The following is a 16,738-nucleotide window of genomic DNA, read 5'->3' as shown; positions in this document are numbered from 1 at the left end:
CCTCCTTAAGATTTCTGGAACATGGCGAGCATGCGCCGGGTTACGAGGAAGCCGCCGAAGATGTTGATCCCGGCCATGAAGACAGACAGCGCCGCCAGCAGAATAACCAGGAACGAGCCCGATCCGATCTGCATAAGGGCCCCAACGATGATGATCGACGAGATCGCGTTGGTGATCGCCATCAGCGGTGTGTGCAAGCTGTGTGAGACATTCCAGATCACCTGGAAACCCACAAAGATCGCCAGCACAAAGACGATGAAGTGCTGCATGAAGCTGGCCGGAGCAACCAGCCCCACCAGCAGCATCAGCGCACCGCCGACACCCAGCAGGGTGAACTGCTGCTTGGTCTGCGCCTTGAAGGCTGCAATTTCCTGCGCCTTTTTCTCTTCCGGGGTCAGCTCCTTGACCTCGGGCTTTTTCTGCGCCGCAATCGCCTGCACCTTGGGCGGTGGCGGCGGGAAGGTGATCTCACCCTCATGGGTCACAGTTGCGCCGCGGATCACGTCATCTTCCATGTCGTGATTGATCTGACCGTCCTTTTCAGGGGTCAGGTCGGTCATCATGTGACGGATGTTGGTCGCGTACAGCGACGATGATTGCGCCGCCATCCGGCTGGGGAAATCGGTATAGCCGATGATGGTCACGCCATTGTCGGTCACGATCTTCTCATCCGCGACGGTCAGCTTGCAGTTGCCGCCCTTTTCCGCCGCGAGGTCAACAATGACCGAGCCCGGTTTCATCGCCTCGACCATGTCCTTGGTCCAAAGCTCGGGCGCTTCGCGGTTCGGGATCAGCGCCGTGGTGATGACGATGTCCATCTCGGGGGCCAGCTCACGGAACTTGGCCAGCTGCGCCTCGCGGAACTCGTCCGACTGGACGCTGGCATAACCACCGGTGGCCGCGCCGTCCTGTTGATCTTCTTCAAAGTCCAGATAGACAAACTCAGCGCCCATGGATTCGACCTGCTCGGCCACTTCGGGGCGCACGTCGAACGCGTACGTAATCGCACCCAGCGAGGTCGAGGTCCCGATCGCCGCCAGACCAGCCACGCCGGCCCCCACGATCAGCACCTTGGCCGGCGGCACCTTACCGGCCGCCGTCACCTGACCGGTGAAAAACCGGCCAAAATTGTTGCCCGCTTCGATCACCGCGCGGTAACCGGCGATATTGGCCATCGACGACAGCGCGTCCATCTTCTGTGCGCGGCTGATGCGCGGCACCATCTCCATGGCGATGACGTTGGCCCCTTTGGCTTTGGCTGCCTCCATTCCCTCCTCGTTCCCCGCCGGGTTGAAGAACGAAATCAAAGTCTTGCCTTTGGTCAGACGCTTTAACTCGGTCGCATCCGGCTGGCGCACCTTGGCAACGATATCGGCCGCCTTCCACAGCGCAGCAGCCGTCTTGACGACCTCAACGCCTGCAGCCTCATACGCCGCATCCGAGAACCCGGCCGCCGCACCAGCGCCTTTCTCAATCAGGCACTCATAGCCCAGTTTCTGCAACTGCACAGCAGAGTCCGGCGTCATCGCGACGCGGTTCTCGCCCTCATATTTTTCCTTCGGTGTGCCTATCTTCACTGGCAATCCCCCTAGTTCTCACTCAAGCCGAGCGGGTGGTCGGTATTCTTCGTTAAGCAAACATGTATCTTGCGCAACATTATTTCGCAAGCGCAGCATTCATGATATGATGTTATTGTTCTGTGCATCCTAAACCCACCTGCGGGTTTTACGTTCATAACGGGCGAAATCGGCGCGGAAATTACGGCGCAAGCGGTCTTCTTCGGGCAAAATGAACCGGTGCTCAAGCACCCAGACGAAGATTGGGATCAGGATCAGGGACAGCACCGCATCGAACCGTAAAACCAAACCAGCCAGAATCAGAACATCGCCAACATAGATCGGGTTGCGGCTGCGTTTATAAATGCCTGACTGAACCAGCGCCGAAGGTGTTTCGTGTGGGATAACGGTCGTTTTGTGACGGCGAAACTCCATGATCGCCAATACGGCGAGCAGAATGCCGCCCCCGATCAGCAACCCGCTTAGCAAATCCGTTAATCCGCCCTCCAGCGACAACCCCAAGGGGAAATGACGCGCCTGCAGCCAGGCCAGAAAAGCGAACCCAACAAGCCAGACGGGCGGTATGTCGATCCGGTGCATGCGCATCCCCGCAACTGACAACATGCACAGGCATGTCGTTTCTGGCCGATGTCCTACCGCTTTCGAACCGAATTGGCAAAAGCTCAGGTTGTCGCATCAATGGACAGGCCGATACGGATCGGCTAGGCCGGAGGGAAGCAACACAACACAAAGTAGTGAGCCGCCCATGACCGACTTTGCCGCGACCAAAGCCATGTTCGATCTGCCCGAGGGGGTCATTTATCTGGACGGCAATTCGCTGGGTCCGTTGCCTCGGGTTGCAAGCGATCGTGTCACTGACATGATGGTCAAGGAATGGGGCCAGATGCTGATCACCGGCTGGAACAAGGCCGGATGGATGGGTTTGCCGACCGGCCTGGGCGACCGCATCGGCCGTCTGATCGGCGCTAAACCCGGGACGGTTGTGACCGGCGACACCCTGTCGATCAAAGTGTATCAGGCCGTGGCGTCCGCGTTGGAGCTGTGCTCGGACCGCAAGGTGGTCCTGTCGGATAACGGCAACTTCCCGTCTGATCTGTATATGGTGGATGGGCTGTTGCGCTCACTAGGGCCAGATTATGAACTGCGCGTTGTCGCGCCCGAGGACGTGGCCGCAAACATAACCGAAGACGTCGCCGTGTTGATGCTGACCGAGGTCGACTATCGCAGCGGGCGCATACACGACATGAAGGCGCTGACCGAACTGGCACATGCAAACGGGACGGTCACTGTCTGGGATCTGGCCCACTCCGCCGGAGCTATCCCAGTGGACCTGTCCGGCTGCAACGCCGATTTCGCTGTGGGCTGCACATATAAATACCTTAACGGGGGCCCCGGTGCGCCAGCCTTTATCTATGTCGCACCACGCCTGTCTGATCGCGCCCGCCCGGCCTTGTCAGGTTGGCTGGGGCACGAGGCACCCTTCGCCTTCGACCTGGACTATCGCCCCGGCAGCGGGATCGAGAGGATGCGGGTCGGCACCCCTCCGATCCTTCAGATGACCGCCCTGTCCGCCGCAATGGATGTATGGGACATGGCCAACATGGCTGATGTGCGCGCCAAATCGATCGAGTTGACCGAACTGTTCATCACTCGCGTCGAAGCCACTTGCCCCGAGTTGGAACTGGCCAGCCCACGTGATCCGCAACAGCGCGGCAGTCAGGTTTCGTTCCGCTTTACCGAAGGTTACGCCGTCATGCAGGCCCTGATTGCGCGCGGCGTGATCGGAGATTTTCGTGCACCCGATATCATACGGTTTGGGTTCACGCCTTTGTATATCGACGCAAGGGACGTCGAGCGCGCGGTCGAAATCCTGGCTGACATCATTCAGAACCGTTTATGGGACGCACCGGAATACAAAGTGCGGCAGCGGGTTACCTGACCTCAAGCCCCGCACCGATTAACGCTGCGATCTGCGCTACCTGCCGCTCATATACTTCAGCGCCCGCACCGATCAGCTTGAGCCCCTTAAGCGTGGCCGCAATCGTCCGACCAGTCTCGGCTGCGTTAGCTTGCAGGCGCGCCCGCCCGGCCTGTTCTTGCTGTGTCAGCCAATCCGCGTATAGCCCTGACAGTTTGGCCTCGCCCTCCGCGATGATTTCGGCGGATAAGGATTTGGTGTTGTCCAGCATCTCAAGCCCATGGGGCGAGGCCAGTATCGCAGCCATCCCTGCCGTCTGCGCCTGAATCGCTCTGGCTAGAACCTCGGACACTGATCCTGACGTTGCCAGCGCCTCGGCAACAGCCGCGTATTTCTCGACATAGTAGACCTCGGTCAGTTTACTGACGATCGCCTCTTTGTTCTTGAAATGCAGATACAGCGCCGGCCGTGACATTCCCGCCCCCTGCGCAATGTCATCCATTGAGGTTTTTCGGTAACCATAGGCGGCAAAAGCCTGAAAAGCCGAGTTCAGGATGGTTTTTTGCCGTGAATCGTCAACTGCTTCGGTCATATCAGAACCTCTGACACTTTTTGTTTATTTTGTCAATTGACATACTGACACTTTGCGCTAAATATGTCAGAAACCAGCCACAGCCAGATGAGGTGCGCCATGGCGACCACCCTGAAGATTAACGGTAACCAACACCAAGTCGATCTGCCCGATGACGTCCCCCTGCTTTGGGTCTTGCGCGATGAGGTCGGCCTGACCGGCACCAAATTCGGCTGCGGCGTGGCGGCCTGTGGTGCCTGCACCGTTCATATTGATGGCGAGGCTGTGCGCTCGTGCCAGGTGAGCCTGTCGGATGTTTGGGGTGATGTCACCACGATTGAAGGTATCGGGACGCCGGATACGATGGCGACGATACAGCAAGCTTGGGTCGATCATCAGGTGGCGCAATGCGGATATTGCCAGTCGGGCCAGATCATGCAGGCAGCGGCGTTGCTGGCCGAAAACCCTGCACCTTCGGACGCCGATATTGATGAGGCGATGCAAGGTAACCTGTGTCGCTGTGGCACCTACCCCCGTATCCGCGCTGCGATCCATGACGCGGCTGGCAAGTTGAAGGAGGCGTAACCCATGGCTTCTGTTGGTAAAATCCTTCGCCGCACTTTCCTGATCGGTTCGGCCGCTATTGTCGGCGGCGTAGCATTCGGCGCGTATTATGTCAGCCGCCCCGCTGCGAACCCGCTAAAACCTGGCGAAGGTCAGGCGGCGCTGAATCCGTTTGTTCTGATCGACCAGAATGGCGTAACCCTCTTTGCACCGCGCGCCGAGATGGGTCAGGGCGTCAAGACCACATGGGCCGCGCTGATTGCCGAGGAATTGGACGTAGATCTGGACCAGATCACTGTGCTGCACGGTCCGGCGGCAGCGGCCTATTATAACTCTGCCATGTTGGGGGAAGGTCTGCCCAACAAGGGCTATGACATCTCGGACTTCCAGCACAATCTGGGTGAGGCGCTGGGTGTGCTTGGCAAAGCTCTTCACCTTCAGGTCACGGGTGGTTCGACCTCGATGAAGGACGGGTTCCAGCGGATGCGTCAGGCCGGTGCCTCGGCCCGCGACACGCTGAAGCGCGCTGCGGCCCTTCGTTTGGGTGTTGACCCTTCGGAACTGGGAACTGCCTCGGGGCATGTCATCGCGCCAAATGGCGACAAGATTGCCTATACGGACTTAGCCGTTGACGCCGCCGGGCTTGAGCCGTTCGAGGTGCCCCTGCGTGATCCGTCCAAATGGCGTTATCTGGGCCAAACCCAGCCGCGTCTGGACATGGTCGAAAAGGCAACCGGCACCGCAGAATTCGGCGTCGATGTTCGTCTGCCCGGTATGAAATTCGCCGCCGTGCGCATGAACCCCAAGCTGGGCGGCGCGATGAAGGGTTATGACGACAGCGCCGCGCAATCCATGCCGGGGGTCGAGAAAGTCGTCGACCTTGGCACCGGCGTCGCCGTGATTGCCAACAACACTTGGCTCGCCAATCAGGCAGTCGAGGCTATCGACGTGGATTGGGGTAACGCCCCCTACCCGCCGGAGACAGATGGTATTTTCTCCAAGATCGCCGAGGCGTTTGATGACTCGGCGAATTCCACCATGCGCGACGATGGCGATGTCAGTGTCACACCTGACGGCGCGACCGAGATTACTGCAGAATACCAAGTGCCCTATTTGGCCCATGCCACGATGGAGCCGATGAACGCCACCGCGCTGTATACTGGTGATGCGCTAGAGCTGTGGTGCGGCAATCAGGCCCCAACCCTGATCCGCTTCCGCGCTGCCAACACTGCTAATCTGGACACCGAAGCGGTACAGATCCACACCACATATCTGGGTGGCGGGTTTGGTCGCCGAGGTGAGCTGGATTTCGGCGAGATTGCCACCAAGGTTGCCATGGCCATGCCCGGCACCCCGGTTCAGACGACCTGGAGCCGCGAAGAGGATATGCGCCACGACTATTACCGCCCCGGCGCCATTGCCCGGATGCGCGGCGCAGTACAGGACGGCAAGGCAGTTCTGATTGACGGCAAAGTTGCGGCGCAATCCTGCACGCAGCAGGCCGTGACGCGATATACCGGTATGCCCGGTGCCGGCCCGGACAAGGTTCTGGTCGAAGGTTTTTTCAATCAGCCCTACGCGGTGCCGAACTACCGGATGAGCGGCCATATTGCCCAGCTAGACGTCCCCGTCGGGTTCTGGCGCTCGGTCGGCAACAGCCATAACGGCTTTTTCCATGAGACCTTCATGGATGAGATGGCCTATGCCGCAGGCCGCGACCCGCTGGAATTCCGCCTGGAGTTGATGAAAAGCGAACATGCCCCCTCGGCCGGTTGTCTCGAAGCGGTGCGCGAAATGTCCGGCTGGACCGGGCAGACACCGGACGGCGTGGGGCGCGGAGTGGCCTTTACCTACAGTTTCGGTACTCCGGTCGCTCAGGTGATCGAGGTGGTAGACGAAGACGGCACCATCCGCATCAACAAGGCGTGGATTGCCTGTGATATGGGGCTGGCTCTGGACCCCGAGAACGTCAAAGCACAGATGTTCGGCGGCATGATGTACGGCCTGTCCGCAGCCTGCTACGGCGAGATCACTTTTGCCGAAGGTGAGGTCGAGCAATACAACTTCCCCGACTACGATGCGATCCGGATGCACACCGCCCCGCGGGTTGAGGTGCGTGTGCTGGAGACCAACCGCCACATGGGTGGCGCGGGTGAACCAGGAACGCCGCCGTCGATGCCCGCTCTCGGCAATGCGTTGTTTGACCTGACCGGAGAGCGCGCCCGAAAGCTGCCATTGAATCAGCAGTTTGATCTGTTGATTTGATCGCGATGCGCCGGTCCCCTTTGTGGATCGGCGCGCAATTCAAGCTCGTTGCTGTATCAGACTGGCATCCGATCCGGTGGCCCATGCGCGTACGGCGGCACCGAACGCCTCGAATAAAGGCCGTGAAACGGGATCGTTCATTGCATCCCATTCAGGGTGCCATTGCACCGATAGGGTAAAACCCGGAGCATCCTTGATATAGATCGCCTCGGGCGTGCCATCTGGTGCGTGCCCGTCGATAACCACGCGGTCCCCTACCGTCTTGATACCCTGCCCGTGCAGCGTGTTCGTCATCACCTCGGGCGCGCCGAACAATTGGTGGAATACGCCACCTTCGTCCAGTGCAACCACATGGCGCAGCGCAAACTTTTCTTCCAATGTCCCGTCCGGGGGCATGCGGTGGTTCATCCGACCCGGAAGATCGCGAATTTCAGGATAGAGCGTGCCGCCCATGGCCACATTAACCTCCTGAAAACCGCGGCAAATGCCCATGAAAGGCTGACCACGCTCGACACAGGCCCGGACCAAAGGCAAAGTGACCGCATCCCGCGCCCGGTCAAACTCACCATGGGCGGCGGTGGCGTCTTCGCCGTATTCTTCAGGATGCACATTCGGACGCCCGCCGGTCAGCAGGAACCCGTCGCAGACCTCAAGCAATTCCTCGACCGTGACAAAGCGCGGGTCTGATGGAATCAGCAGCGGCAGGCAATGCGAAACATTTGCCACGGCCTCAGAGTTCATCGTCCCACCCGCATGGGTAGGGTATTCATCGTTCATAAGGTAAGAGTTGCCGATGATACCGACGACAGGTCGAGACATTCCGCATTCCTTGCAGTTTCTGTAACTAACAGGGAAGCTATCCTCAGCAGAAAGAACGTGCAACAGAACACGCCCTGCATGACGGCGCAAGGACGTGTTCAACTGCGCACAAAACGTTCGGGCTATGCGGCAAATGCCGGAACAGAATTACAATTGATGCCAGGTTTTTGAGAGTTTTTCCCAATTCTCCGAAACAAATTAGCACCACAGGCTGATCGAAATCAGGCTTCTCCGGTTAGGCCCGCTCCCTCAACCCCGGTCATTCCGGCAACTACATCATTGTCCGATGTGTCGCCGGTCACACCAACGGCCCCGATCACCGCACCTTTGCGATCGCGCAGCAGTATGCCACCCGGAACCGGCACAACCTGACCGCCGTACGCACCATTTACAGCAGCCATGAAATACGCCTGGGCTTCAGCCCGTTGCATTTGCGCGGTGCCTGCTATGCCCAACATGACCGAGCCATAAGCCTTGCCATGCGCGATTGCGAACCGGCCGGGTGCCGCGCCATCTTCACGCTCGAACGCGATGACGTGCCCACCTGCATCCAACACCACGACTGAGAGCGGCTTCAGCTCCATCTCGTGGCCCTTATCAAGGGTTTTGCGAATGATCGTGCGGGCTTTGCGCAAAGAAATGGTCATGGTGTGTCCTAACGTTTTTGCGAAATTAAAGGCTGGCTTTCAGTTCAAGGCGGCGCGCATGCAGAACCGGCTCGGTATACCCCGAGGGCTGAATACGTCCCTTGAATACCAGATCACAAGCGGCCTGGAAGGCGATCCCATCGAACCCCGGCGCCATCGGTGAGTATTCCGGATCGTTTTCGTTCTGACGGTCCACCACGGCAGCCATTTTTTGCATCGCAGCCATCAATTGTTCTTTACTGACGACGCCATGATGTAGCCAGTTGGCCAGCGCTTGCGAGGAAATCCGGCAGGTCGCCCGATCCTCCATCAGGCCGACATCGTTGATATCCGGCACTTTCGAGCAGCCCACGCCCTGATCAATCCAGCGCACGACATATCCCAAAATGCCCTGCGCGCTGTTTTCGATCTCACGCGTGATCTGATCCTCGCTGAGGTTGCGGCCATCCAACAGCGGTATCGTCAGCAAATCCCGCAACGTACCGCGGGCGCCACCAGCGGCCAGTTCGTCCTGACGGGCCAGAACGTCGACCTTGTGGTAATGCGTGGCGTGCAGGGTCGCAGCGGTCGGCGACGGTACCCAGGCGCAGGTCGCGCCGGATTGCGGATGGCCGATCTTGACTTCAAGCATCTCACCCATCCGGTCGGGCATCGCCCACATGCCTTTACCGATCTGGGCCTTGCCCTTTAGGCCGCAGGCCAGGCCGATATCGACATTGCGGTCTTCGTAAGACGCAATCCAGGGCGTGTTCTTGATGTCGCCTTTGGGCAGAACCGGACCTGCCTCCATCGAGGTATGAATCTCGTCCCCCGTCCGGTCCAGAAAGCCGGTATTAATGAAAGCCACGCGCGATTTCGCAGCGCGGATACATTCCTTGAGGTTGGCCGAGGTGCGTCGTTCCTCGTCCATGATGCCCAGTTTTACGGTGTTGCGCGGCAGGCCAAGAATGTCCTCGACCATGTCGAAAATCTCGACCGAGAATGCCACCTCTTCCGGCCCGTGCATCTTGGGTTTCACCACGTAAACCGACCCGTTGACCGAATTGCCGCCTTCGCGCTGTAGATCGTGCATTGCGATCAGCGTGGTGCAGAGCGCATCCATCAGGCCCTCGCCGATCTCATTGCCTTCGGCATCCATTACGGCGGGGTTGGTCATCAGGTGACCCACGTTCCGCACCAGCATCAGCGAGCGGCCTTTCAGCGTGGCTTGCTCGCCACCTGCGGTGATGTAATCGACGTCATGTGCCAGCTTGCGGGTGAAGGTTTTTCCGCCTTTGGAAACCTCTTGCGTCAAGTCACCCTTCATCAGGCCCAGCCAGTTGCCATAGGCCACAACCTTGTCTTCGGCATCAACACAAGCAACCGAGTCTTCGCAGTCCATGATCGTTGACAAGGCCGCTTCGACAACGACATCCGCGATGCCCGCCGGATCAGACGCACCGATAGTGCTGGACGGGTCGATCACGATTTTGACGTGCAGGCCATTATTCTTCAGCAGAACGAATTCGGGCTTTTCAGCCGCACCACCAAAGCCAACAAAACGCGAAGGGTCCGCCAACGCGGGCACCAGTGCCCGGTTTTCCACACGCAGTTCCGAGACATCTGCCCACGAACCGCTGGCCAGCGGTGAAGCGTCATCCAGAAAACCTTTGGCCCAGGCGATCACCCGTGCGCCGCGTTCAGTGTCATATCCTTTGCCAGCGGGAAGATCACCCATCGCATCAGTGCCATACAGCCCATCATACAAACTGCCCCAACGGGCGTTCGCAGCGTTCAGGGCAAAACGGGCATTGGTAATCGGAACAACCAACTGCGGCCCCGGGATTGCCGCGATCTCGGGATCGACATTTGCCGTTTCAATCTGGAAATCGGGGCCTTCTTCTACCAGATACCCGATTTCTCGCAGGAATGCCTCATATGCGGCGGCGTCATGGGCCTGTCCTTTGCGTTCCAGATGCCAACCATCAAGACGACTTTGAATTTCCGACCGCTTAGCAAGCAATTCCCGATTTTTTGGGCCAAGCTCATCAACCAAGCGGGCGAAACCGGACCAGAACACCTCGGGCGTGACACCTGTTCCAGGCAAAGCCTGATTTTCGATGAAATCCGCCAGCTCCCAGGCAATCTGCAACCCTTTCCGGGTTTCTCTACCGCTCATAAGTCAATTCTCCCGCATTGTGTACGTTGGCATGCAGACGTCAATTAGTGCGAAAGTTTCCGATAGGCAACAGACCCCTCAAGTTTCCGGTGGAAATTGAAGACCAAATTGGCCTGCTTGGCGGCTCAGAATGCCCAGCATCAACTTGCAGCTGACAAGTGATCCCCATAACGTCACGCCCGAACTCAACCGATACGAGGCCCCCGATGCGTGACGCTGCCCCCACCACGATCTATCTGAAAGATTACATGCCATTTGGCTATCTTGTAGACAGCGTGCATCTGACCTTTGATCTGGCCGATCATGCCACACGTGTTACGTCTCGTATCGCGTTCTGCCCCAACCCCGAGGCAACGGATCGTACGTTTTTTCTACATGGCGAAGACCTGACCCTGATCCGGGCGGTTATTGACGGGGTCGAAGTCACCCCCAATGTCACCGACAAGGGCCTGACGGTTGACGTGCCCGATGCGCCGTTCATCTGGGAGGCCGTCGTCGAGATCGACCCCGGCAACAACACCGCGCTTGAGGGCCTGTATATGTCGAACGGCATGTATTGCACCCAGTGCGAGGCTGAAGGTTTCCGCAAGATCACCTATTACCCCGACCGGCCCGACGTGATGTCCGTGTTCACAGTGCGCATCAACGGTGACTTGCCGGTCTTGCTGTCCAACGGCAACCCCTCGGGCAAGAGTGAAGGCTGGGCTGAATGGACTGACCCGTGGCCCAAACCCGCCTATCTATTCGCGTTGGTCGCGGGCGACCTGATCGCCCATCCCGGTCAGTTCACCACAATGTCGGGCCGTGACGTGGAACTGAACCTCTGGGTCCGCCCCGGAGACGAAGGCAAATGCGCCTTTGGGATGGAGGCGCTGAAAAAGTCGATGAAATGGGACGAAGACGTCTATGGCCGCGAATACGATCTGGATATGTTCAACATCGTGGCCGTTGATGACTTCAACATGGGCGCGATGGAGAACAAGGGGCTGAACATCTTCAACTCCTCCGCCGTTCTGGCCAGCCCTGAAACCTCGACCGATGCCAATTTCGAGCGGATCGAGGCGATCATCGCGCATGAGTATTTCCATAACTGGACCGGCAACCGCATTACCTGCCGCGATTGGTTCCAGCTGTGTCTGAAAGAAGGCCTGACGGTGTTCCGCGATGCGCAGTTTACGTCCGATATGCGCTCGGCCCCAGTGAAGCGCATCCACGATGCCATCGACCTGCGTGCACGGCAGTTCCCCGAGGATAACGGCCCGCTGTCACACCCGGTTCGCCCTGAAAGCTTTCAAGAAATCAACAACTTCTATACAGCAACCGTTTACGAGAAAGGTGCCGAAGTCATCGGCATGCTAAAGCGATTGGTGGGGGATGAGGCTTATGCGCAAGCGTTGAAGCTCTATTTCGACCGTCATGACGGACAGGCCTGCACCATCGAAGACTGGATCAAGGTGTTCGAGGATACGACAGGTCGCGATCTGACCCAGTTCAAGCGCTGGTACAGCCAATCCGGCACGCCGCGCATCTCGGTTGCCGAAGACTGGCAGGATGGCACCTATACCCTGACCCTGTCACAACGCACCAAGCCAACGCCCGGCCAGCCTGAGAAACTGCCGCAGGTGATCCCGGTTGCCGTGGGCCTGCTGGGCCAGAACGGGGACGAAGTGCGCGCCACCGAGGTGCTGGAACTGACCGAAGCCGAACAGAGTTTTACTTTCAGTGGGTTGGCAGCAAAACCTGTGGCCTCGATCCTGCGCGATTTCTCGGCCCCGGTCATTTTGGAACATGACCACACGGATGCCGAACGCGCGTTTTTGCTGGCCCACGACACCGACCCGTTCAACCGCTGGCAGGCGGGGCGGTCGCTTGCGCAAGATACGCTGCTGCGCATGATCCGCGAAGATGCTGCACCGGGTACCAACTATCTGGATGGCATGCTGGCCGTGCTGCGCGATGGTGATCTGGACCCAGCCTACCGCTCTTTGATGTTGGGTCTGCCAACGCAATCCGAACTGGCTGCAGCCTTGTTTGAAAGCGGAAATGTCCCTGATCCGATGGCGATATGGACCGCCGTCGAAACCCTGCGCCAAGCGACCGCACAGCATGTGCAGGACCTGCTGCCGAGGCTGCACAGCGAAACACTGATCGACGCGCCGTTCAGCCCCGATGCTGATCAGGCCGGCAAGCGGGCGCTTGGTGGCGCAGTACTGTACTTGACTTCGCGGCTGGATGGCGGTGCCAAAGCGGCCGAGGAATACGCAGCAGCCGACAACATGACCCGCCAACTCACCGCCCTGTCTTGCCTGTTGCGGGCGGGCGCGGGCCAAACCGAACTCGCGGACTTTTACAGGCAGTGGCAGCATGACCGGCTGGTGGTCGATAAGTGGTTCGGCCTGCAGGTGACAACGGCCTCTCCTGAAACTACGCCGGATGTTACGCGCACATTGACCGAGCACCCTGATTTCAATTGGAAGAACCCCAACAGGTTCCGGGCAGTCATGGGGGCGTTGGCGATGAACCACGCCGGGTTCCATCGTGCGGGCGGGGCAGGATATGCGCTGTTGGCAGACTGGCTGATCAGGCTGGACCCGGTTAACCCCCAGACCACCGCCAGGATGTGTTCCGCCTTCCAGACCTGGAAACGCTATGACGTCGACCGTCAGGACCGGATGAAAGCTCAGCTGACGCGTATCGCCGACACACCAAACCTGTCGCGGGATACAACGGAAATGGTGTCTCGCATCCTCGGCGCATGACACCGTTTACTTTCAAACGCCACAACAGGACCCCACGCGCCGTCGTGATCCTGATGTGCGTCTATGCGGGGCTGATCGCGTTGGTGATTCTGTTCGATGCGGCGTGGTGGCTGGTCGGGTTGCTGAGCTTGCCCACCCTGCCCGCCCTTTGGGACATTGCGCATGGCACAAGTGCCGGACTAACCCTGGATCACGGCGCAATACGATGGTTTTCAGGCAATCGCGAGGCCGAGGTTGCCTTGGCCGATATCGACCATGTCCGTCTTGACACGCGCTGGGACTTTTCCGTGCGTACGTCATTGGTTCTGGCCTCGGGCAAGCGGATTCGGCTGCCGGATGAAGCCACACCACCCCACAAGACCCTTGAAACTGTCCTGAAAGACACCGGATTACGGGTTGAACGGCACCATTTCACTGTTTTCTGAAACAATCAGTCGGAAAAGGACCAATTCCCCCGGCCTGTCACGCAACACCCCCCAAAAAGCTTGAATTTGCGGCGATTTTCGGTCAAAGTTTCAAGCTAACTTACCAGTTTGTTACGGTTTCGAGTTTTACCATGTTTCGGTTTTTCAGGGCACGTGAGGCCCTTTCTTCTTTATCCAAGGGTCATTCCACGCAAAACGTGCGGGCAACCGACTGCGCGGTGACGGCATCGCTGCCGGATAAAGGGCAGCTGAACATTCCAGTGGCCGATATCCGGGCCGAAGACTTGACAGCCCGTAACACCATTGAAGAAGGGCGCACGCTGGCCAGACAAGACCGCTGGACCAAGCTGTCCAAAATGATGCATGCCGCCGACAAGGACCGCGTGATCGCACCGGACGCAACACCGATTGCGGATCTGTTGGCCTTTGGCGCGCGTTCCGACGTTGTATTGGCAGTGGAACATGCCCTGTCGGATGGCAGCGCGCTATGCGAATATGACTTGCTGGGCGGCATTTCTGAGCTTGAAGACGAAATGCGTGAGCATCCGGGTGATCCGATGATTACCCTGGTGGTCGCCTTAGCACATATTGACTTGGCCTGGGCATGGCGCGGAACTGCAACCGATGCCACGTTGCCGCCCCTTCACCGGTCGCGTTGCGCGGCCCATTTCGACCGGGCCGCAGACCTTTTGCCTACATGCCGCGCTGCATTACCAGACAGCCCCATTGTCGCAGCCGCAAGCTGTGCCTTGTTGGCAGGTCAGCGGAAAACCAACCTGCGTGTGGCCGAAGAATACGAACGTCTGATCTCATTAGACCCGCACAATCAGCGCGCTATGCGGGCGATGGGCACACATCTGCTGCCGCGCTGGTTTGGCAGCTATGAAAAGCTTGAAGTTCAGGCACTACGGAACGCCGCGCGGACTGGTGATATCTGGGGCGCTGGCGGCTATACCTGGGTCCAATTTGACGCCATCGCATTGGACGAAGAGGCCTGCGCCCGGCTGGATGTCGAATACTTCCTGGAAGGGTTGGATGACATTCTGCGTCGCCGCCCCGATCAGCAGACCGTCAACATGCTGGCGGCCTATTGCGCCATCACGATACAGAACGGACAGGGCCTGAACGAAAAGGCCGACTTTGTGCGCTCGCAAATTCACGAAGCTGCAAACAGACTGATCCGCGACTACATGACTGAACTGCACCCGCTGATCTGGGCGCATGCCGCGAATGGGTTCAACAACTCGGTTCGCATCACCTCTGCCGAACGGTTTGCAGCCCGCGGCAAGCGCGATGCGTTGCGCGCCATCCGTGATCTGTTCCGCGAGGAACTGCGCAGCGGCACGGACGTGACCTTTACACCGTCTGGTCTGCGCCTGTCTCAACACTGATTCCCCCTTGCCCCTAGCCCCTGCCGGGCCTAATACGCAGGTTTAGACTTCTGCGGAAATGAGGCGCGCCATGCTCGACCTGACATATGAAATGCCCAAACCCAAAACCATTGCCGGGGCCAAGCACGATTGGGAACTGGTGATCGGGATGGAGGTGCATGCGCAGGTCTCGTCCAATGCCAAACTGTTCTCGGGCGCATCGACCCAATTCGGGGCCGAACCGAACGCGAATGTGGCCTTTGTGGACGCGGCGATGCCGGGGATGCTGCCGGTGATCAACGAATACTGCGTGGAACAGGCAGTACGCACCGGGCTGGGTCTGAAGGCGGACATCAACCTGAAATCGGCTTTTGACCGCAAGAACTATTTCTACCCTGACCTGCCGCAAGGCTATCAGATTTCCCAGCTCTACCATCCCATCGTAGGCGAAGGTGAAGTGCTGGTTGAAATGGGTGACGGCACCGCGCGCAACGTGCGGATCGAACGCATCCATATGGAGCAGGATGCGGGCAAATCGATCCACGACATGGACCCGCATATGTCCTTTGTCGATCTGAACCGGACCGGTGTCTGCCTGATGGAGATCGTGTCGCGCCCCGATATTCGCGGACCCGAAGAAGCCGCAGCCTATATCGTCAAACTGCGCCAGATCCTGCGGTATCTGGGTACCTGCGATGGCAACATGCAAAACGGCAACCTGCGGGCAGACGTGAACGTCTCGATCTGTTTGCCGGGCGCGTATGAGAAATACCAGGAAACGCAGGATTTCTCGCATCTGGGCACCCGCTGCGAAATCAAGAACATGAACTCGATGCGCTTTATCCAGCAAGCGATCGAGGTCGAAGCCCGCCGCCAGATTGCCATTGTCGAAGCTGGCGGCAAGGTCGATCAGGAAACCCGCTTGTACGACCCGGACAAGGGTGAAACCCGCTCGATGCGGTCCAAGGAAGAGGCGCACGACTATCGCTACTTCCCCGACCCCGACCTGCTGCCGCTTGAGATCGAACAGGCATGGGTGGACGACATCGCCGCCAAACTGCCGGAACTGCCCGACGACAAGAAAGCACGCTTCATAAGCGAATTCGGCCTGACCGATTATGACGCGTCCGTGCTGACCGCCGAGGTGGAATCGGCCGCCTATTTCGAAGAAGTCGCCAAGGGCCGCAACGGTAAGCTGGCCGCAAACTGGGTCATCAACGAATTGTTCGGTCGCCTCAAGAAAGAAGACCACGACATCACCGAGTCGCCCGTGTCTCCGGCTCAGCTGGGTGGAATCATTGACCTGATCGCATCGGATGCGATCTCGGGCAAGATTGCCAAGGACCTGTTCGAAATCGTCTATACCGAAGGCGGCGATCCTGCGCAGATCGTGGAAGAGCGCGGCATGAAACAGGTGACCGACACTGGCGCGATTGAATCTGCACTGGATGAGATCATCGCCGCCAACCCGGCGCAGGTTGAAAAGGCCAAGGTGAACCCGAAACTGGCGGGCTGGTTCGTCGGTCAGGTGATGAAAGCCACCGGCGGCAAAGCCAACCCCAAGGCAGTGAACGAGTTGGTTGGCAAGAAACTGGGCTCATAAAGCCATAGGGATATCGAATAGTCGCGGCGGGGTTTGCACAAAACCCTGCCGTTTTTCTTTCC

Annotated in this window: 13 protein-coding genes; 7 read left to right on the top strand and 6 right to left on the bottom strand. The window is 58.7% G+C overall.

Annotated features, from left to right (window positions below; translation table 11 throughout):
• Window positions 1-5: 5 nt before the first annotated feature.
• Both AB1A64_RS11710 and AB1A64_RS11705 read right to left on the bottom strand, forming a co-directional pair.
• Window positions 6-1,577 (bottom strand): Re/Si-specific NAD(P)(+) transhydrogenase subunit alpha, encoded by a 1,572-nt coding sequence (locus AB1A64_RS11710; protein WP_366551566.1) that lies wholly within the window; start codon window positions 1,575-1,577, stop codon window positions 6-8.
• Window positions 1,578-1,706: 129 nt separating this feature from the next.
• Window positions 1,707-2,156 (bottom strand): isoprenylcysteine carboxylmethyltransferase family protein, encoded by a 450-nt coding sequence (locus AB1A64_RS11705; protein ID WP_366551565.1) that lies wholly within the window; start codon window positions 2,154-2,156, stop codon window positions 1,707-1,709.
• 166 nt (window positions 2,157-2,322) lie between these two features.
• Here AB1A64_RS11705 and kynU point away from each other — a divergent pair, with 166 nt between their 5' ends.
• Entirely contained in the window at window positions 2,323-3,516 is a 1,194-nt protein-coding gene (gene kynU, locus AB1A64_RS11700; RefSeq protein WP_366551564.1) for a kynureninase, read from the top strand.
• Here the strand turns inward: kynU and AB1A64_RS11695 are convergent.
• On the bottom strand, window positions 3,509-4,087 hold the full coding sequence (locus AB1A64_RS11695) for a helix-turn-helix domain-containing protein (protein ID WP_366551563.1): 579 nt from the start codon (window positions 4,085-4,087) through the stop codon (window positions 3,509-3,511). The genes kynU and AB1A64_RS11695 overlap by 8 nt on opposite strands.
• Before the next feature lie 99 nt (window positions 4,088-4,186).
• Here AB1A64_RS11695 and AB1A64_RS11690 point away from each other — a divergent pair, with 99 nt between their 5' ends.
• Together AB1A64_RS11690 and AB1A64_RS11685 are read left to right on the top strand one after the other, a co-directional pair.
• Window positions 4,187-4,651 (top strand): (2Fe-2S)-binding protein, encoded by a 465-nt coding sequence (locus AB1A64_RS11690; protein WP_366551562.1) that lies wholly within the window; start codon window positions 4,187-4,189, stop codon window positions 4,649-4,651.
• A gap of 3 nt (window positions 4,652-4,654) precedes the next feature.
• Entirely contained in the window at window positions 4,655-6,895 is a 2,241-nt protein-coding gene (locus AB1A64_RS11685; RefSeq protein WP_366551561.1) for a molybdopterin cofactor-binding domain-containing protein, read from the top strand.
• A gap of 39 nt (window positions 6,896-6,934) precedes the next feature.
• Here AB1A64_RS11685 and AB1A64_RS11680 read toward each other — a convergent pair whose 3' ends face one another.
• From AB1A64_RS11680 to AB1A64_RS11670, 3 genes are all read right to left on the bottom strand, one after another.
• Complete coding sequence (locus AB1A64_RS11680) at window positions 6,935-7,714, bottom strand: gamma-glutamyl-gamma-aminobutyrate hydrolase family protein (RefSeq protein WP_366551560.1); 780 nt, start codon at window positions 7,712-7,714, stop codon at window positions 6,935-6,937.
• 221 nt (window positions 7,715-7,935) lie between these two features.
• On the bottom strand, window positions 7,936-8,361 hold the full coding sequence (locus AB1A64_RS11675) for a heme-binding protein (protein WP_366551559.1): 426 nt from the start codon (window positions 8,359-8,361) through the stop codon (window positions 7,936-7,938).
• Window positions 8,362-8,386: 25 nt separating this feature from the next.
• The gene (locus AB1A64_RS11670; protein WP_366551558.1) at window positions 8,387-10,519 is read right to left on the bottom strand and encodes a malate synthase G; all 2,133 of its coding nucleotides are present in this window, start codon (window positions 10,517-10,519) and stop codon (window positions 8,387-8,389) included.
• A gap of 206 nt (window positions 10,520-10,725) precedes the next feature.
• Between AB1A64_RS11670 and pepN the strand changes: the two genes are divergently transcribed.
• From pepN to gatB, 4 genes are all read left to right on the top strand, one after another.
• Entirely contained in the window at window positions 10,726-13,278 is a 2,553-nt protein-coding gene (pepN, locus tag AB1A64_RS11665) for an aminopeptidase N (protein ID WP_366551557.1), read from the top strand.
• Window positions 13,275-13,703 (top strand): hypothetical protein, encoded by a 429-nt coding sequence (locus AB1A64_RS11660; protein WP_366551556.1) that lies wholly within the window; start codon window positions 13,275-13,277, stop codon window positions 13,701-13,703. Before pepN ends, AB1A64_RS11660 begins: the two co-directional genes overlap by 4 nt.
• 131 nt (window positions 13,704-13,834) lie before the next feature.
• The gene (locus AB1A64_RS11655; protein ID WP_366551555.1) at window positions 13,835-15,094 is read left to right on the top strand and encodes a hypothetical protein; all 1,260 of its coding nucleotides are present in this window, start codon (window positions 13,835-13,837) and stop codon (window positions 15,092-15,094) included.
• A gap of 70 nt (window positions 15,095-15,164) precedes the next feature.
• Window positions 15,165-16,676 (top strand): Asp-tRNA(Asn)/Glu-tRNA(Gln) amidotransferase subunit GatB, encoded by a 1,512-nt coding sequence (gene gatB / locus AB1A64_RS11650; protein ID WP_366551554.1) that lies wholly within the window; start codon window positions 15,165-15,167, stop codon window positions 16,674-16,676.
• The last annotated feature ends 62 nt before the right edge of the window (window positions 16,677-16,738 follow it).

The sequence above is a fragment of the Ruegeria sp. ANG10 genome, assembly GCF_040705255.1.
GTDB lineage: Bacteria > Pseudomonadota > Alphaproteobacteria > Rhodobacterales > Rhodobacteraceae > Ruegeria.
The sequence above is the reverse complement of the archived record's forward strand: the minus strand, read 5'-3'. Positions and strand labels throughout refer to the sequence as shown.